We start from the raw sequence: 19,301 nt of genomic DNA on the forward strand, positions 1-19,301 counted from the left end.
GGTTGCAGATCGTACTCCTTTCAGGGGGATCGGGGAAGCGGTTGTGGCCGCTATCAAATGAGATCAGGTCAAAAGCTTTTTTAAGGCTGCTTCCAACAGAAGCTGGCGGTATGGAGTCGATGATCGAGCGGGTATGCAGAGGGCTGGAAGAGGTAGATTTGTTGGATTCAAGCTGCATAGTGACTCATCGCAGTCAGGTGGAGATTACTCGCAAATCCGTTGGTGCTCAAGTCCCTTTATTAGCGGAGCCGCAGAAACGGGGGACTTTTACTGCAGTAGCTCTGGCGGCAAGTTATCTGCATTCTGTGAAGGGTATGGACTCAAAAGAGATCGTAGTGGTCATTCCGGTGGATTCGTATGTGGAGACTTCTTTTTTTAAACAGCTTCATCAATTTCCAAGTGTGCTTGCCGAATCACAAGCGGACATTGCTTTGATTGGTGTTTTACCTGAATTTCCTTCTACACAGTTCGGTTATATTCTGCCGGGTGAAGGGTCTGGGGTAGGGGGGACGTCTTTTTTAAATGTTAAGCAGTTTGCGGAGAAACCGAACGAATCGACAGCCGCCGAGTTCATTTCTCAGGGAGGACTGTGGAATTGCGGCGTGTTTTCCTGCTCATTAGGGTACTTGCTCTCAAGTATGGTCGAACGGGATCTTCCAGTAGATTACATGGAGTTTATGGAGCATTATGATCAATTGCCAGAACGAAGCTTTGACTATGAGGTGCTAGAACACACGCGGCGAGCGGTTGTCATCCCCTATATTGGGGTGTGGGCGGATATCGGCAGCTGGGATGCACTTGTTCCCCATTTGCAAGGAAGAGTAATTGGCAGTGGGAGTATTTCTGAGGATTCAAAAGGTACCCATTTGATCAACGAACTCTCTTGTCCTGTGCATATCATCGGCGCTCCTGGTTTAATCGTGGCGTCGGGTCCAGATGGCATTTTGGTTGCTGGGATAGAGCAGGCAAAACGAATTAAGCAGAAGCTGGAGGGCCATGCGGCGAAGCCGATGATTGAAGAAAAACGCTGGGGCACCTCACGCATTTTGGACTTCTCTCGTACGGCGGCAGGTATTGAGGTTACGACCTCTAAAATAACCATTTTGGCAGGCGAGCACACCAGCTACCATTTTCATCGGCATACTAAAGAAGTTTGGTCTTTTCTTTCTGGAAATGGAGAATACCGGATGAATGGCCATCTTCATGCGGTTGCCGCCGGGGACACGGTCACGGTACCTGCTGGTACGAAGCATGGACTGCGGGCCATTACAGCGCTCGAATTGATTATTATTGAACTGTTGGAATTTCCTGAGGTGGATGACTACGTACGAGTGTCTGCTGAATGGGAGGGGGAGGGAAGCTTCCTTGATGATTTGGGATGAATGGAAAGGTAGTTCGCTTTAACCCGGAGGCAGTTGTAGACATGGGGAGATTGACCGGCTGAAGTGAAATAGATGTATTCAGTGCAACTATTTCGTGGAGTAGCGAATCCCTTGCGATTTAGATGTAGTTTGTACAGTTAAAAATCGCGAATTTTTGCGTTTTGAATAGATTTGCTGAATATAAGTGTACAGAGTGCAATTAAATCCGAATTAGCGCCTAAAAGAGGGCATTTAACTGTACGAAGTACAACTAATTCTTGAGAGGGACGGGGGATGCAATAGGCAAGCCACAGTAAGCTACAGGACAGCCACAGTAAGCTACAGGAAAGCGATAAGTAAGCTATAGGTAAGCCACAGTAAGCTACAGGAAAGCGATAAGTAAGCTATAGGTAAGCCACAGTAAGCTACAGGAAAGCGATAAGTAAGCTATAGGCAAGCCACAGTAAGCTATAGGCACGCCATAACCTAAACCTAAAGTGTAAATGAGAGACCCCTACCTAGCAAAAATAAACCCACAAATAGCACCGTGAGCAGAACGCCCACGGTGCTATTTGTGCATTCACTGCTTTATGCAGAAATTATTCTTTAGAATTTCTTTTCAAAAGATGCTCAATTCCTGCCGCGACTCCGTCTTTCTCATTACTGGTGGTGATGAATTCCGCCATTTCCTTAAGAATTGGCGCTGCGTTAGCCATAGCAATCCGGTAGCCGGCCTTCTCGAACATCGGCTGATCGTTATAACTGTCGCCCATGACAGCTACATCCGCTAGCGGGATACCATAATGGTCAGCAAGCATGGTTACACCGGAGCCTTTGTTGGCCTCCTCATGGTTAATCTCGATATTATTTACATGGGAGGCGGTAATAATTAAGCCCGGAATAGCTGCGAAGCGGGTGGAAGCTTCCTTGAGCAGCTCTCGGTTTAGAGAAAAAGCCAATGTTTTATAAATAACATTTTCCTCCTTGCTCCACACCTCTTCCATACTCTCCACATAGGTAACTGCTGCTTGTTGAAACTGTTGATCGATCATTGCTTTCAGCAGCCAGCTGACTTCTTCAGGAACTTCTTCATCGCTTAGTGCAGATAATTTCTCTAACCGTACACGTTTGTTCAGCTCTACATAAACGTTATCCTCAGTGTATACCTCGTAATACAAGTCCGGAATTTCGTTCATCCAGCGTAGAGCGGGAATGATGTCTGCTTTATTCAGCGGCGTGCTTGCCGCGAGGGTGCGATCAGATAATGTGACGACTGCGCCATTTAGACTGACTACAGGACATTCCAGATCCGCTAGCCGAAGCTGACGTTCTGCATCCATAAAAGAGCGGCCTGTGGCAATGATAACAATGTGACCTAGTTTCTGAGCTTTTATAATAGCTTCGCGGTTTTTTGGACTGATGTTTCCTTCTTCGTTCAGTAATGTTCCATCCATATCTAAAGCAATCAGCATATTGTATGAGCTCCTTTTCCAGGTAAAGTGGTACTTTTTAAGGGGTATTGAAACGTTACTTGTATCTTATCATTAATATTCTGAAAACCAAAAACCATTTTCATGCAACTGTACAATAATGAACGTCCAACAAGAGATAAGAGGTTTTTACAGTATATTTTTAGATAATAGTTCAGTCGTGGTACAATAGTTATCAAACTAACCGACTAGCCGAATCTATCGTCAGCTTATGTTCGTGGAACGTGACCGACGGTATTTTTCCTGTGTAAGGACATCGGCAGCTGCTTATGTAAAGGGGACTATTTATGAGATCCAAAAACTTAGCCACCATGTCACTCGCCTTTATGGCATGTGGGTTTCTGATTACACTGTTTCTACCTGAAAACCTAGCCGTGATTCTACTGAGAGGTGGTTTCGAAGCCGGTTTGGTAGGGGGGATTGCCGACTGGTTCGCGGTAACGGCGCTGTTCCGCCATCCGATGGGGCTACGTATTCCACACACCTCACTACTGCTCAAGAATCGCGACAAGATCATCCAATCACTAATCACCGCGATGGAGACTGAGCTTCTTAACAAGGAAAGCATTGAGAACAAGCTGCGTAAGTTTGGCTTTATATCAATGGGCTCCAAGCTACTGACAAAGTTCTTTAGTAAAAAGAAGGCAAGAGTACAAATATTGGAGCAGCTTGGCGAATTCGTGTCTCGTCTTCCGGTAGAGAAGGCAGTACCGTTTCTGCAAAAGGCAGCCTCCGAATATGTTCGTGAAGCTGAGCTTGGCGTTGCGGCTGATAAAATAGTTACTAAGTTAATGAATGACGGTAAAGATGTAGCTGCTCTAGACTATGCGCTGGAAGGGGTGTCTACTTGGAGCGGACGTCCTGAAACGAAGGCTATGCTGGGCAAGATTGCCAGCGAGAAATTAGCTGAAGTGAAGCTTGGCGGACTTAAAGGTATGGCTTTTCAGGCTTTTGTCGGGTTTATGGATGCAGATATGCTTGGTGAAATGCTGCAAGGTATGTTGCAGTCCGGTATCCGCGATTTTCGGGAAGAGGATAGCCCATACCGTGAAGAGATTATCCGCGAGATTCGAGTGGCCCTGTTCCAGATTGTTAATGACGAGGCTAGACTGGCTTCATTAAAAGAATGGGCACTGAATGAGCTTGAAGGCGAAGCAGCAACCGAATTCCTGCATGCGCAATTGGAGAACATTCGCAGCAAAGCAATTTCCCTGTTGGAGGAAGATCGGGCGGCTGGCGGACGCAAGCTGTTCACGTTATATACCCTGCTTGTACGTCGTATTGGCAAGGAACAAGAATGGATCAGCAGCTGGGAAGAGCGGATTCGCGCTTCGCTAATTGCCTTTGTAGAGGCTAACCACTACAGAATAGGTCTTTTGGTAAAAGAGAATCTGGACAGCATGGATGACGCTAGTCTAGTGAATATGCTGGAAGATAAAGTGGGTAAAGATCTGCAATGGATTCGTGTGAACGGAGCTTTATGCGGGTTTGTCGTAGGGCTTGTGCTTACAGTTATTCAATTGATTTGAATGAAACTTACCTATTTATTGTAAAATCCGGAAAAAAAGCAGAGCAGCGATTCTCCCGTGAGGGAGGATCGCTGCTTTTTGTTGTTGCTCGTGAACTGTCTGCATCGCGGAGTAATAATCCTCCTCTGAGGCTTACGGACCCATATGACGTAATTTGTTAGTTCTTGGCTCTTGGAACATGTTTGCGGACTCCACTGGCGTTATTCCTATGGATGACGTTCATATGGGGCATTTTTTCATGCCAATAGGGGTTATAGGGTCCTTAGCATTGCAAATGAGGGATAAAGCTGCGTTTGGGGTCTGCTGTGTCCGATAGCTACCTTGAATGCGCATATGTCACCTAATTCATTCGGAGATTGGTGTTTAGCTCAAGCAAGCTCCAAAAAGAAAAGGAGCCAGCAGCCAGTTGATGGCTTAGGAGGCCCCTACTTTGGGTGAGTCTACGATTGCATTCCATCTGCAAGAGTTCTGTACCCTTGCTGTGGTGTTGCAGAAGCTTGATACAGCTGTTCTAAATGGTTTGCTGTACGCTGCCAATTGAAGGCTTCAAGCGCATCTGCTCTCCCTTGTGATCCGATGGTAACTGCCAATTGTGGATGGCGGGCTATCCGCAGCAAATACCGGGCAAAGGATAAAGCCTCGCGATATCGTTCTACCAGATAACCGTTATGGCCAGAGGCGACAATCTCTCGGATGCCCCCATTATTAGAAGCGATAACAGGTATACCGGAGGCCATAGCTTCTACATTAACAAGGCCGAAGGATTCATGATTCTGGGAAGGGCATACAAAGCAGTCTGCCGCCTGATAAAGGGTGTGTATATTCTCATGAGCCACATTTCCTAGAAAAGTAACAGACACTCTCAACCGCCGTGCAAGGAGCTTCAACTGCCGTATGTACGACGGTTTGCCTTTGCCGGCGATGACCAGATGAGCGGGGAGGTGTTTGTTTAAATGCGACATAGCACGTATTAATATAGGCACTCCTTTGCGGGGTATAACCCGACCCACGAACAAAACTGTGAAGGTCTGCGGGAGTTTGTAGAAACTACGAAGCTGTTGTTTTTCAGATATCTGCACAGGGGTAAACCGGTCAAGATCAGCTCCCAATAAGACAATATGAATCCCTGTGGTCAGTTGCGGGAAGCGGCGATCCAATCTTCGCTGTAAGGAATGGCTGTTGGCAATGATCAGATCTGCTTTTGCTAAGGCATTTGCCACTTTATCTGTACCCGGTGTGAAGGTAAGCGAGTGCAGGAACAGAAATACCGGGATATGAGGAAGCTGCTTCTTTACAGCAGACATAAGATGGGGGCGATTATCAACCTGAATGATGTCAAAGGATTCTTTCTGAATGTATTCTAATACCGAAGTAAGATAATGGGCTGGGGTGCTTGCAGGCAATCGGATAATTCTGACCTGCTCCAATATAATGGCAGCAGGTAGTCCAGGTACCTTCCGACTAACAATGGTTACCTTATGTCTCTCCGCCAGTCTTCTGGCAATGGCCCAAATGCAGATTTCTACAGAACCGTCTCCCGGAACTGGGAACTGCTCCGGTGCAATGATACAAATATGCATGGTTCACGCCTCCTTTTATCCGCTAATGGATATCCTCTTCCACCATATGCAACACAGTAAACAGTAGATACATCCGAAAGCGGAGAGGGCGTTTCACTCATGCCATTTGTACAGTTGCAGCATAAAATACTAAGGCTTACTAAGGCCGTGATTATTTTTTGAGGGACAGGGGAGAGGACAGTTGGGAAAGAAGTTAAAGTCTGCATTGACTAGCAAATGGATTAAAACCAAGGTGCTCATGCGAAGCGCTGAAATTTCACCGTTGATTCCCGAAACGATAAAATTCAGTAAAGTCAATCTGAAAGCTATGCTGCTGAAATATGGAATGGTTTATGTTAAACCGGAATACGGTACCTATGGCAATGGTGTGATGAAGGTTGAGCAGAGTAGAGAGGCTCATGGAACAGAATATAAGTACCAAAGTGGAACAAGACTCAAAACCTTTAGAACCTTCGACGCCTTCCATTTATCTTTAAAGAAAGCGACGCGTGGACGTAGTTACCTGATCCAGAGAGGAATAGTTTTGCTAAAGCACGGGAAACACCGCTTTGATATCCGTGTGATGGTCCAGCTCAGCCCGCAGGGCAAATGGGAAACTACCGGTCTGATCGGCCGGGTAGCTGAGAAAGGTAAGATTGTTACCAACTATCATAGCGGCGGCAAACTAACTGCTATGGAAAAGCTGCTGTCTCCTTATCTGAACGAAGCTCAGCAAGCGCAAATGCTTAAGATCCTGAGAAAGCTAGGAGAAGATACCGGACGTTTCTACCATAAGAAATATCCTGGGTTTAGACAGATTGGTGTCGATGTAGGATTGGATAGATCCATGACGCCTTGGATTATTGAAGTGAATACTAGTCCGGACCCGTATATTTTTAAACATCTTTCTGATAAAAGCATGTACCGCAAAGTAATGGCTTACCGCAGAGCGAATGAGAAGAAAAAGTCCGTTAAATGATCTGTTTCCTCGTATTTGCAATGACAGCAGAAATCTTTTGTTCTAATTCTATGATTTTTTGCTTGTGTGTTGCGATTTGGCGGTAACCGGAGACGAGTGAGGACAGAGACTGAGTGGTTAATGTAAGGTTTTGCTTGCGAATCGCTGCTTTGAAGTCACTCCAATCTGCGGAAATCCGTTTATTCAATGAGGTGACTACGCTTTTGTTTGATTTAATTGAGACCTGTGGACTATCAATGCCAGACAAGGTTTTGCGGGCATAGGTTATCTTTCGGGTACGTGTCTGTTTCGCTGCATTCAACTGATTCTGTCTGTCGCTAATTTCTTTGCGTGCCAACTGAACCAGGATCTTCATAGCATCACCTTGGGCTTGTAATACGGTATTCAAAGTCTTGTTTTTAAGACCCTTGGCGATCTTGATACGCTTATTAAGCGCATTGTACTGGTCGAATAAGGGCTGATAGTGCTGTTTGCAGCTCTTAACGGTAGCCTCCAGTTGAGCTACGGTTTCTAAATCAATCTCTTTAATTTGCTTACGTACTGCAATCAGTGTTTGCTCATTATTATAGTGAAGGGTTCGGATCTGCTCCTCACGATTATTGTATTGCATCTTTAAAGTAGATAAATCATTGTACAGATTAGTCATCTTTATCCTTGTAGGACCGTCGGCAGTCGCAGCTGTTAGATCAAAAGCCGCTTGAATAGAGGGTGTTAATTCAGTCGTTGCTGCAGCAAAAGCTTCCGTTGATGTGCTTAACGATAGCAGGATCACCAGTAGTAGTAAGGGGAATGACTTTAGTGCGTTCATTAATTCGCTCCTCCTTTTGTCCGTATCCCTGAAGACAACAAAAAAGCACCCGTAGCAAAGGCAAAAGCCTTTATTACGGGTGCTTCCATCGTAATAGGTCACGAACGATATATTTATTCTTAAATATAAGTTGTTTATTTGCTAGCGTCAATAATTTAAATTTAAATATTTCCAATTTAAAATAATGCGCTAGACATTTCTTTCCCCAGTTCTCTTATCGTATACTGACATAAGAAGGTATGAGAGCTTTAGCACTAGCAACAAAGGAGGTCTGGCTTAAATGGGCAGCTCGGTAGAATTTAACGCAATTCTGGATCATGCATTTATGAGGTCTCCAGAAGGAATGGCCGTACTGTTTTCGAATAACGGCGATTTCAACTGGATAAAAGTCAATCCGGCTTTTTGCAATCTACTTGGCTTTACGGAGGCCGAGTTTCTTGCCGGGGCTCTTTTTACAGAATCGGAAAATAGAGAGGCACATTCAAAAGAGCTCTCCTATAGATTAGTAATGGACGAGCTTCAGAAATCGCCAGCGGGCAGCTGGAAGAAGGAACATTGTTTTTTAAACAAAGAAGGTCAACCCGTTTGCCTGTCTCTCATGTTCTCTGGATTAGGAGCAGAAGAAGGACAAGCCCCTTCGTATATTATAGTATACGCCGAGGATATTACGGAACTAAAGATCGCAGCTCAGGAAACGGTGGATCATCGGGATCAGCAGCAGCAAATGGAAGAACAAATTCGCCAAAGTGAACGCAATTATAGATTGATGTCTGAAAATTCGCTGGATTTAATCTCGCGTCATGCGGTCAAAGACAGTGTTTTCTTATATTGTTCTTCGGCTAGCCGTACCCTGCTTGGTTATGAACCTGAAGAGATGGTTGGGACAAGCGCCTATAATTATCTTCACCCGGATGATCTAGTTATGATGCAAGGTTTAATGGAGCAGAGCCGCAGCTCTGGCGTTATTCCGGCTGTAGCTTACCGCTACCGCCATAAGAATGGCACCTATGTCTGGTTCGAGTCGAGCAGTCGTTATACCTATGATGATGAGGGAAATGTCTTGGAGATTATAGCGATTGGGCGGGAAATTACGGAGCGCAAGCAGTTCGAGTTCAAGCTTAAGGAGAGCGAGCAACGGTATAAATCATTGTTTGAATACAATCCATCTGCTGTGTACTCTATGAATTTGCATGGAGACTATTTGACTGCCAATGCGAATTTGGAGAAGTTGACCGGGTATTCGCTGGAGGAACTGATCGGAATGTACTTTGGCCCCATTGTGCATGAGAAGGACATAGAGAAGACGTTGTATCATTTTAACTTAGCCGCCCAGGGTTATCCTCAAAGCTATGATCTAACACTTATTCATAAAGACGGACACTTTGTAGAAATTAATACTACCAATATTCCGATCATTGTAGATGACCAAGTAGTGGGTGTGTATGGGATTTCCCGTGATATTACAGAGCGCATCCGTTATACAGAACAAATTGAGAAGCTTAGCAATGAGTATACCCTTATTTTAAATGCGGTTTCAGAAGGCATCTTTGGACTCGATATGGAGGAGAAGGTGACGTTCATTAACCCTGCAGGTTTGCAAATGCTGGACTATGAACATGATGAAATTATGGGCCATCCTTATTTGGATCATATTCAGCAAATAGCGCTTGATGGGAGCCATTATCGGCCGCAGGAATCTCCACTGATGAAGGCTATTAAGTCAGGTGTATCTTATCAGAGTAAAGATGCGGTCTTGTGGCGTAAGGACGGTTCTAGCTTTCTTGCGGAGTACCAGGTAACCCCTCTATTTGATAAAGGGGAGCCGAAGGGTGTTGTTGTAGTGTTCCGGGACATCACGGATGAGAAGGAAATCATTCGGGCGAAGGAATCCGCAGAAAAAGCAGACCAGGCTAAGTCTGAGTTCTTAGCTATTATGAGCCATGAAATCCGTACGCCGATGAACGGAATTGTAGGGATGACGGATCTCCTGGCGGAGACGGAGCTTGATGAAGAACAGCTTGGATATACTGACATTATTAAGGAGAGCAGCAGCTCGCTCCTATCTATTTTGAATGAAATACTGGATTACAGCAAAATTGAAGCCGGAAAAATGATGATTGTAAATGAGCCCGTGCAGCTTCAAGCCGTATTGGACAGCGTAATCGATCTATTTACAGCTAAGGCTTTGGAGAAAAATATTCAGTTATCATGCAGCATGGCACCTGGAGTCCCGCCACTGATTATGGGCGATGCCGGGCGGTTGCGTCAGATATTGGTCAATCTGGTCAGCAATGCAATCAAGTTTACAGATCGGGGCAGTATCAGTATTTACGTAGAGCAGAAGCTGTCCGCAGATCAAAAGAAATTAACTTTGAAATTTAATGTTAGGGATACGGGGATTGGCATTCCTCTAGAGAAGCAGCATCGGCTGTTTCAGTCCTTTTATCAGCTGCATTCCTCGTTTAATCGCAAATATGGCGGGACCGGATTGGGGCTGGCGATTTGTAAAAAGCTCGTTGAGCTGATGGGCGGAGCTATCGCAGTAGAGAGCAGTGAAGGAGAGGGCTCTAATTTCTATTTCACGCTGCAGATTAATCCTGATAGTAGTAAATCTGAGATAAATGTGGAAGATACAGTGCAGATAGAAGAACGGGAGACAACAATGGAAGGGGCAGCAGCTGCAGAAGGAGAATTGGATGCCGGTGCAAATGTAATTCTACTTCCGGAGGCAACTCCACATTGTGCTCCTAAGTCTAGCCCTTTAAGAGGGGATCTATCCGAATGAAGCATGGACAGCCTCGGATTAGCAAGAAACTGCCTGCGGAGCCATATACACAGTGGGAGGTTGGGGTCGAATCCCCGTCCTCTGCATGTGGCCCAGCTACGATGGCAGCGTTAGCGGAGTATTGGAACACCCATTTAGGAGCGGACTTTATTCGGGGCAAAGGTCATTTTCCTTCCAAAGCCGCTCATATTAATTACATATACAGCCATCACGGTGGAAGACCTTGGGGGATGAGTGTGCGCCGTTTTACCAAAGGACTGAAGAACTATATCCATTCAGTGACTTTACCTAAGGATCAGCAAAAGTTACATATTACTACGTTTAATGATTTTGAAGTATATAAAACAGAAATTGATGCCGGCCGGCCTGTGGCTGTTAAATTTGATAAGTGGTTTCGTCTGCGGTGGAGAGGTGAGTTTACTTACGATTACCATTGGGTACTAGGTATAGGATATGAGGGATTTGAGGACGGAGAGCGTGCTACCCTGATTGTCCACGATAATGGTGTGCGGTACAAGGACGGTAGAGTCACTCTAGGGAAAGAACGGCGTATTCCGTATTTTGCGAATAAAGACATTATTACGATGGTCGGGCTAGATATTGCAGATGCATCGAGGTAGAGGGATTGTCCTGACAAAATAGCTTGAAAAATTCGAGTCCAAACGTTTGCACTACTTAGACGATCATACTATAATCCAGTTAATAACTGGAAAAGGGGATAGGTGCTTTGTCCGTACAAAGGGAAATGAAGGAACCCATTTATTATGGGGATCCTGCGGCTACTAGAGGGATTTCCGTGTTTGCTCAGGAGTTTGATCAGTTATTCAGCTATGATGGGGACGATCTTGGCCTAACGTACTCACCGGGGAGTTCAGCTTTTTGTTTATGGGCGCCCACCGCTCAAGAAGCGGAGCTGGTACTCTATAATTCATGGCAGGGAGCAGCAGAGTGTAAGTATTCTATGGTCCGTGATGTCCGGGGAACGTGGAGAATTACAGTTGACGGTGATTTAGATGGCAAGTTCTATACCTACCGAGTACGTCTTGGAGAACAGTGGAATGAGGCGGTTGATCCTTATGCACGTGCTGTAGGAGTGAACGGTGATAGGGGAGCTATTTTAGATTTACGCAAAACAGATCCGGAACGGTGGACGGAAGATAAGCCACCCTTGGATGATCCTGTGGATGCCATCATTTATGAGCTTCATTTGCGTGACTTATCCATTCATCCAGCAAGCGGTATGACCCATAAAGGACAATATCTTGCTTTGGCGGAAGAAGGAACCCGCGGACCGGAGGGTATTCTCACTGGACTCGATCATATCGCGAACCTCGGTGTAACCCATGTGCAGCTATTGCCTGTCTATGATTATTCTACAGAGAGTGTAGATGAGACGAGGCTGGATGAACCGCATTATAACTGGGGTTATGATCCGAAGAATTATAATGTGCCAGAAGGCTCCTATGCTACAGATCCATATGTGCCTGGACTGCGTATCCGGGAACTAAAAACAATGATTCAAGCACTTCATGATCGCGGTCTCCGCGTCATTATGGATGTGGTTTACAACCATGTGTACGATGGCTATCGCGTGAATTTCACCAAGCTGGTTCCCGGCTATTATTTGCGTTACAAGCAAGACGGAAGCCTGTCGGATGGCTCTGGCTGCGGGAATGACGTGGCTTCAGAACGCTTGATGATGTCCAGCTTCATCGTGGAATCCGTAGTTTATTGGGCCAAAGAATACCATATCGATGGTTTTCGTTTTGACCTGATGGGCTTGATTGACCTCAACACGATGGATGAAATCCGGCGTCGTCTGGATGGGATTGACCCGTCCATCATGACGATTGGTGAAGGTTGGATGATGGGGACAGAGTTGCCGATGGAGCGGCTCGCTCATCAGAAGAATGCTGCACTTCTGCCGGGAATCGGACATTTTAATGATGATTTCCGGGATGCCATTAAAGGGAATATTTTTCTGCATGATCAACCGGGCTTCATCAGCGGAATGATGGGACTGGAGCTTGCGATAAAGGCAGGGGTCGCGGGAGGCATTGCTTATGCCCCAGGCATTGGGCAATTTGCCGTGGAGCCTCAGCAAACCGTCAATTATGTGGAATGTCATGATAATCATACGTTATGGGATAAAATATTACTGTCCACACAAGGGCAGACGGACAAACAGCGCCAATCTATGCATAGGTTAGCTTCTGCGATAGTGTTCATGAGTCAGGGAATCCCCTTTGTCCATGCGGGTCAGGAATTTATGCGCACGAAAAACGGGGTAGAGAACAGCTATAAATCCTCGGTGAAGATCAACCAATTGGATTGGGAACTGTGCGCTGCTCATCAAGATGATGTGGTTTATCTGAAGCAGCTAATTGCCTTGCGTAAAGCACATCCGGCTTTCCGTATGCGAACGGCAGATGACATTCGGAATCATCTAGTATTTGAAAAAGCACCGGTAAGTTCGGTAGCGTATACATTGCGTGGCCATGCTGGAGGCGATGCGGCGAAGCATATCTATGTGCTTTTTAATGCTAATGTAGAACAGACGGCTTTGGTTCTGCCACAGCTTGGTGCATGGAAAACAGTTTTTGGAGCCGATCTTGCGCAGAATCTGACGGGTAATAAGCTAACTGTAAGCGGGATTGGAATGGTAGTACTGACGGTGAACTAGATGTTTTTTTACAGAGAATTCTTTAAAAGCATGCAGAGTATTGTGCTCAATGAGTACAGTACTCCGCGTGCTTTTTTGTGTGGAACTTTCTTTTGAATGGATGCTCTTATTTTACATAAAAAGGTGACATTACTCATTTTCGTTAAAGATCTAGGGTGCTAATATTAAGGCATTTACTTTGGCGCTTTAGAGTGGCATAACAGCAGAAAGTGACAGAGAGTACTTTTCTTTGGTAGAGAGGATGAAAGAGATGGGGAAAGCAACCGGATTTTTAGAGTTTGAACGACAGACACCCTCCGAGTGTGAGGCATTGGAGCGAATTAAGAATTGGAATGAATTCTCGATACCTATGGATGAAGAAAAGCTGCGCGAGCAAGGGGCGCGTTGTATGGATTGCGGTACGCCATTTTGTCATGTAGGACGCCTGTTGTCTGGTATGGCTTCCGGCTGCCCTTTGCACAACTTGATTCCTGAATGGAACGATATGGTCTATCGTGGAAATTGGGAGATAGCGCTGAAACGTCTGCATAAGACTAACAACTTTCCTGAATTTACAGGCCGTGTCTGTCCCGCTCCTTGCGAAGGCTCTTGTACGGTAGGGATGAATGGCAAACCTGTCACCATTAAATCTATTGAGAAGTCGATTGTAGATAGAGGTTTTGCAGAAGGCTGGATTGTGCCTGAGCCGCCGCTTCATCGCACGGGTAAAAAGGTAGCTGTAGTGGGTTCAGGTCCGGCAGGGCTTGCCTGTGCGGCACAGCTTAATAAGGCTGGACATACGGTGACTGTGTATGAACGGGCGGACCGGATTGGCGGTCTGCTTACCTATGGTATTCCCAACATGAAGCTGGATAAAAAGACTGTACAGCGCCGGGTGGATCTGCTTGCAGCTGAGGGCATTACCTTCGTAACTCGAACAGAGATCGGCCGAGATCTCCCGGCATCACAGCTCAAGGCAGAGCATGACGCTGTAGTACTGTGTGGTGGATCTACACAGGCACGTGATCTGCCGATAGAAGGACGCGATTTGCGTGGGATTCATCAAGCTATGGAGTTTTTAACGCTGAATACAAAGAGCCTACTGGATTCAGGGCTTGCCGATGGGGAATTTTTATCAGCAGCAGGTAAGGATGTAGTTGTAATCGGCGGTGGGGATACTGGAACAGACTGTGTAGCCACTTCGATCCGTCACGGCTGCCGCAGTGTGACTCAGCTTGAGATTATGCCACAGGCGCCGCTGACACGTCAGTCTAACAATCCTTGGCCGGAATGGCCAAAGGTGCTTAAAGTGGACTATGGTCAGCAGGAGGCCGCTTCACTGTATCAAGAAGATCCGCGCCGTTATCTGGTTTCGACGAAACGGTTTGTCGGCGATGAGGGTGGGCAAGTGCAGGAGCTGCGTACAGTGCGCATTGAATGGACTCATAATGAACAGGGACGAAGGGTACCGGTCGAAGTGCCGGGCAGTGAGGAGACCCTGCAAGCGCAGCTGGTATTACTGGCTTTGGGATTCACAGGACCCGAAGAAACTATACTGGGCGAGCTTGGGGTGGAACGCGATGAGCGGGGGAACGCCAAAGCAGAGTTCGGAGCACAAGTAACCAATGTAGAAGGTGTGTTCACAGCAGGCGATATGCGGCGCGGGCAAAGCCTTGTAGTCTGGGCTATTGACGAAGGGCGTCAGACTGCGCGCGAAGTAGACCGCTTTTTGATGGGATCCTCGAATTTACCGTGAGTGTTAAGATATAGCAAACAGGGCGTTCCTTTGGGAACGTCCGCTTTGCGTTGTGGTATGTTCAAGGTTAAGATTATTGTCTAAGCGCATATTTAATTAAGTTAAGTTGAAAAGGAGAATACATGATGAAGTTAATGTTTATTTCCGACATTCACGGATCTTTATTTTGGCTGGAACGGGCTTTGGAAAAGGTGGAAGAAGAGCAGCCGGACAGTCTTATTATTCTAGGAGACTTTTTATATCATGGTCCAAGAAATCCGCTGCCGAAGGACTATAACCCACAAGAGGTTGCTAATAAGCTTAATGCATATAACAAAAACAAGCCGATAACCGCAGTACGTGGAAACTGTGACGCCGAGGTAGACCAAATGCTGCTGGAATTCCCGATGATGGGCGATTATGTTATGCTTTTGCACGAAGGCAGACGGATTTACGCTACACATGGTCATGGCTTTAGCATTGAGCATTTGCCGGCGCTTTCCGAGAAGGATATTTTTATTCAGGGACATACCCATATACCAGTTGCCGATGTAAAAGAGGGAGTGTATGTGCTGAATCCCGGCTCCATATCGCTGCCTAAAGAGAATAATCCGAATTCCTATGCTATTCTAGAGGGCGGGGAATTTATCGTTAAGGATTTTGAAGGCAATGTGGTAAAAAAGATTACCGTATAGTGAGAGATATCGTTTAAAGGAACTCCTGAAGATTGAGAGATTGAATAAGGGAGACAACGCCGAAAGACAACATTACCAATCCGGACAGTTTGTTGAACATGAGCTGTTTCGAACGTCCTGACATTATGTTGTTTCTGAACAAAGCGGTGCTCCCTGTCAAACCTATCCACCATAATGCGGAACCCAGAAAGACGCCGCTAACTAGAAACGGCATATTGGAGCTGCTATGAGACAGAAGGACGCCAGATGCGGAACTGGTCATGCGGCCGTTGCTTTTCAGTAATTCCAAGATTTGAAGATCGATGTCATCCATTGCAACCCACTCCTTTAAGCTAATTATATAAAATCCATTAGAAATGAAAATGGAATCACTATAATAAGTAAAATTATTAAATGATATCCTGATTTATATTAAAATAATTTAATTTAGCTTCGTTGTAACGGATGAAAACTTAAATTTTTTAACTGTAAAATGGGGGCTGCGAACAAAAAAATTCCTTCCAACATTATTAATGTCCCAGGGAATTGAGCACTAGAACATATTATTGTATGATGAGGAAGGAGTTTTAAGGGTAGGACTGGCTCCAAATATATTAGTAAAGGTAGTTAACACATGAATCCTAAAGATTTGAACTATACAATGCCACCGGAATGGGGCAAGCATGAACGTACTTTTATCTCCTGGCCGGTGCAGGAATCTATGTGTTTCCCGGATAACCACGAGTCAGTGTGCCAAGGTTATGCTGACATTATCACAGCCATCGCCGAGTTTGAACCAATCACGGTCATTGTGAACCCGGAGGATGTGGAGCGGGTAGAGCATTTGGTCGGCGGACCGAATGTAACGCTGCTGCCTATTGCGCATAGCGATGCTTGGCTGCGTGATAACGGACCTACCTTTATTGTTAATAAAGAAGGACAAATGGCAGGTGTGAACTGGAAGTTTAATGCTTGGGGCGGTAAATATTCACCTTGGGATCTGGATGACGAAGTGGCTCCGCAGATTCTGGAGCATGCGCAGATCACCCGTTTTGATGCACCGCTTGTGATGGAGGGTGGCTCGATTCATACGGATGGAGAAGGCACTTTGCTTACTACAGAAGAGTGTCTGCTTAACCTAAACCGCAACCCGGAGCTGAAGCGCGAAGAGATCGAAGAGTACGTGCGGAACTATACAGGTACAGAAGCTATTATCTGGCTGAGACGTGGCCTTAGTGGCGATGAAACCGATGGTCATGTCGATAATATTGCTTGTTTTGCTGCACCAGGCAAAGTTATTATCCAGGTCTGTGAGGACCCGCAGGATGAGAACTATGAGATTACGCAAGAGAATCTGCGTATTCTGGAGAACGCTACAGATGCCAAAGGGCGTAAGCTGGAGATTATCAAGATTCAGCAGCCACCACGGGTCGATTATGACGGCAGTCGTCTGACGCTCAGTTATTTGAACTTTTATTTCGTGAACGGCGGAATTATATTGCCTGTGTTTGGCGGCACCGCGACAGAAACGGATACACTTGCTGAGAAAGTGCTGGCTGGTTTGTTCCCGGATCGCAAGATTCGTACAGTTAACGGAATGGCCGTTATCACCGAAGGCGGGAATGTACACTGCACTACGCAGCAAATGCCTGCACAGCAATAATTTGAAGGAAAACTAAACGTCCAAAGGGACATTTATATACAAGGAGGACAGATACTTGAGAAATGTAAAAGTAGCTGCGACACAAATGAGTTGTTCCAGCAATATTGAGGAGAATATCAGCAAAGCCGAGACATTGGTCAGAGAAGCGGCAGCACAGGGTGCGCAAATTATTTTGCTGCAGGAGCTGTTTGAGACTCCGTATTTCTGTCAAAAAGAGAAAGCTGATTATTACGCATACGCAACAGAGCTTGAGCATAACAAGGCGATTAATCATTTCAAAGCAGTAGCCAAGGAGCTGCAAGTGGTACTGCCGATTAGTTTTTATGAGAAAAAGAATTACGCGCGTTACAACTCACTTGCTGTAATTGATGCTGATGGAACGGTGCTGGGCAAATACCGCAAGAGTCATATTCCAGATGGCCCAGGTTATGAAGAGAAGTTCTACTTTAATCCGGGAGATACTGGCTTTAAGGTATGGAACACTCGTTATGCCAAGATTGGTGTAGGCATCTGCTGGGATCAATGGTATCCAGAAGCGGCTAGAGTAATGAGCCTGATGGGAGCAGAAATTCTGTTCTATCCAACGGCTATTGGGTCTGAACCGCAGGATGGATCGATCGATTCCAAGGATCATTGGCAGACCTGTATGCTTGGACATGCGGCTGCGAATCTTATTCCAGTCGTGGCTTCCAACCGTATTGGTGAGGAAATTGATGAGGATTCGAGCATTAATTTCTACGGCTCATCGTTCATTGCAGGTCCTCAGGGCAATAAAATCGTTGAGGCTGGACGTGATGAGCAAACCGTGCTGGTAAGCGAATTCGATCTGGATGCTTTGGAAGTTGGCCGGATCGAGTGGGGAATCTTCCGTGACCGCCGGCCGGATCTGTATAAATTGATCGGTTCTTATGATGGAGATATCACACTTTAATAGGTTTAAAGTTAAATATGCTAAAGGCATTGCTAGAGAGAATACAATCTCTGGCAGTGCCTTTTTGTGTTTGATGAATTTTTTTGAGAGTGATGTACGCATAAAACGTATAAAATAATAATATTGTGTTATAAAACCTTACATAATTTAGAAAAGTTAATTGTCATGAATCCTTTAATCTGTTAAAATCTCTTTAAGTTATTTTCGAAAATAGGGGGAATGGGGATATGAAAATAAAAAGTCGTGTTTTAATGTCAGTTTTTATATCATTTGTGGTGGTTGCATTGGTAGGTTGTGGAGCAAATAACAGTAAAGCTGGTAACGAATCCTCAGCGGAGAAAATTAAGTTTGCCAGTGATGCCAGCTACGCTCCTATGGAGTATATGGACACGGATAAAATCAAAGGATTCGACATCGATTTCATTAAGGCAGTTATGGAAGAAGCGGGATTAGACTATGACGTAACGAACACAGGCTGGGAAACGATGCTGCAAAGTGTGAAGCAGGGAACGGAGTATCAAGCAGGGCTATCTTCAGTATCGATTACGGATGAACGTAAAGAAACCTATGACTATTCCATCCCTTATTTCGAATCTACCAATATGATTATGGTTAAAGAAGGCAGCGACATCAAAAACGCACTTGATCTTAAAGATAAAGTAGTTGCAATACAAGGGGCCACAACTGCAGATGACCTGATGAGCGGAATAATGGGTGTCGACAACCCTAACTTGAAACGTTTTGACAGCAATGCGGTGGCATTGATGGAACTGAATGGCGGCGGAGCCGATGCGGTTGTAGCGGATATTGCCATTGTACGTGAGTACATGAAAAACAATCCTAAGCAGAAACTGGTGGGGATTGTAGACACAGAGAACTTCGGAGCGGAATATTACGGCATTCTTTACCCTAAGGGCAGTGAGTTAAAAGCGAAACTGGATCCGGCTATTAAGAAGGTATTGGAAAACGGAAAGTACGCGGAAATCTACAAAACTTGGTTCGGCGAAGAACCTAACCTGGATAGCTTATTGAACGCAAAATAAGGAAAAAACCTAATAAGCATGCGTAATGATAGCTATTGCGCATGCTTATTTTTTTAAAGAGAGATGACATAAAGAAGAGAAG

Annotated in this window: 15 protein-coding genes; 11 read left to right on the forward strand and 4 right to left on the reverse strand. The window is 45.5% G+C overall.

What is annotated here, in order from left to right:
• Positions 1-2: 2 nt before the first annotated feature.
• Positions 3-1,382: a sugar phosphate nucleotidyltransferase gene (locus NYE58_RS01660; protein WP_076220740.1), complete on the forward strand. Its 1,380-nt coding sequence runs from the start codon at positions 3-5 to the stop codon at positions 1,380-1,382.
• Between the two features lie 578 nt (positions 1,383-1,960).
• On the opposite strand, the gene NYE58_RS01665 is transcribed toward NYE58_RS01660, so the two are convergent.
• Positions 1,961-2,833: a Cof-type HAD-IIB family hydrolase gene (locus NYE58_RS01665; RefSeq protein ID WP_341000956.1), complete on the reverse strand. Its 873-nt coding sequence runs from the start codon at positions 2,831-2,833 to the stop codon at positions 1,961-1,963.
• A gap of 305 nt (positions 2,834-3,138) precedes the next feature.
• Here NYE58_RS01665 and NYE58_RS01670 point away from each other — a divergent pair, with 305 nt between their 5' ends.
• Positions 3,139-4,380: a DUF445 domain-containing protein gene (locus tag NYE58_RS01670; RefSeq protein WP_076220722.1), complete on the forward strand. Its 1,242-nt coding sequence runs from the start codon at positions 3,139-3,141 to the stop codon at positions 4,378-4,380.
• A gap of 440 nt (positions 4,381-4,820) precedes the next feature.
• Here NYE58_RS01670 and NYE58_RS01675 read toward each other — a convergent pair whose 3' ends face one another.
• A complete protein-coding gene (locus tag NYE58_RS01675; protein WP_341000958.1) occupies positions 4,821-5,960 on the reverse strand; it encodes a glycosyltransferase family 4 protein in 1,140 nt (379 codons plus the stop codon).
• Between the two features lie 181 nt (positions 5,961-6,141).
• On the opposite strand from NYE58_RS01675, the gene NYE58_RS01680 reads away from it, so the two are divergent.
• The gene (locus tag NYE58_RS01680) at positions 6,142-6,918 is read left to right on the forward strand and encodes a YheC/YheD family protein (RefSeq protein WP_232061115.1); all 777 of its coding nucleotides are present in this window, start codon (positions 6,142-6,144) and stop codon (positions 6,916-6,918) included.
• Here NYE58_RS01680 and NYE58_RS01685 read toward each other — a convergent pair.
• Entirely contained in the window at positions 6,911-7,726 is an 816-nt protein-coding gene (locus tag NYE58_RS01685; protein WP_076220534.1) for a hypothetical protein, read from the reverse strand. The genes NYE58_RS01680 and NYE58_RS01685 overlap by 8 nt on opposite strands.
• Before the next feature lie 280 nt (positions 7,727-8,006).
• Here NYE58_RS01685 and NYE58_RS01690 point away from each other — a divergent pair, with 280 nt between their 5' ends.
• From NYE58_RS01690 to yfcE, 5 genes are all read left to right on the forward strand, one after another.
• A complete protein-coding gene (locus NYE58_RS01690) occupies positions 8,007-10,511 on the forward strand; it encodes a PAS domain S-box protein (protein ID WP_341000959.1) in 2,505 nt (834 codons plus the stop codon).
• The gene (locus tag NYE58_RS01695; protein ID WP_076275957.1) at positions 10,508-11,131 is read left to right on the forward strand and encodes a C39 family peptidase; all 624 of its coding nucleotides are present in this window, start codon (positions 10,508-10,510) and stop codon (positions 11,129-11,131) included. Before NYE58_RS01690 ends, NYE58_RS01695 begins: the two co-directional genes overlap by 4 nt.
• 107 nt (positions 11,132-11,238) lie before the next feature.
• Positions 11,239-13,194, forward strand: a complete 1,956-nt coding sequence (pulA, locus tag NYE58_RS01700; protein ID WP_076220532.1) for a type I pullulanase — start codon at positions 11,239-11,241, stop codon at positions 13,192-13,194.
• Positions 13,195-13,444: 250 nt separating this feature from the next.
• Positions 13,445-14,929: a glutamate synthase subunit beta gene (locus NYE58_RS01705; RefSeq protein ID WP_076275959.1), complete on the forward strand. Its 1,485-nt coding sequence runs from the start codon at positions 13,445-13,447 to the stop codon at positions 14,927-14,929.
• A gap of 125 nt (positions 14,930-15,054) precedes the next feature.
• Complete coding sequence (gene yfcE / locus NYE58_RS01710; protein WP_340398162.1) at positions 15,055-15,603, forward strand: phosphodiesterase; 549 nt, start codon at positions 15,055-15,057, stop codon at positions 15,601-15,603.
• Between the two features lie 13 nt (positions 15,604-15,616).
• Here yfcE and NYE58_RS01715 read toward each other — a convergent pair whose 3' ends face one another.
• Positions 15,617-15,916 carry a hypothetical protein gene (locus NYE58_RS01715; RefSeq protein WP_341000961.1) on the reverse strand — a complete coding sequence of 100 codons (300 nt, stop codon included), beginning with the start codon at positions 15,914-15,916 and terminating at the stop codon, positions 15,617-15,619.
• A gap of 300 nt (positions 15,917-16,216) precedes the next feature.
• Between NYE58_RS01715 and NYE58_RS01720 the strand changes: the two genes are divergently transcribed.
• From NYE58_RS01720 to NYE58_RS01730, 3 genes are all read left to right on the forward strand, one after another.
• Complete coding sequence (locus NYE58_RS01720; protein WP_341000962.1) at positions 16,217-17,245, forward strand: agmatine deiminase family protein; 1,029 nt, start codon at positions 16,217-16,219, stop codon at positions 17,243-17,245.
• 55 nt (positions 17,246-17,300) lie between these two features.
• The gene (gene aguB, locus NYE58_RS01725) at positions 17,301-18,176 is read left to right on the forward strand and encodes an N-carbamoylputrescine amidase (RefSeq protein ID WP_076107380.1); all 876 of its coding nucleotides are present in this window, start codon (positions 17,301-17,303) and stop codon (positions 18,174-18,176) included.
• 227 nt (positions 18,177-18,403) lie between these two features.
• The gene (locus NYE58_RS01730; RefSeq protein WP_341000963.1) at positions 18,404-19,219 is read left to right on the forward strand and encodes a transporter substrate-binding domain-containing protein; all 816 of its coding nucleotides are present in this window, start codon (positions 18,404-18,406) and stop codon (positions 19,217-19,219) included.
• Positions 19,220-19,301: the final 82 nt, after the last annotated feature.

It is taken from the genome of Paenibacillus sp. FSL L8-0708 (genome assembly GCF_038009325.1).
Taxonomy (GTDB): domain Bacteria; phylum Bacillota; class Bacilli; order Paenibacillales; family Paenibacillaceae; genus Paenibacillus_AQ; species Paenibacillus_AQ odorifer.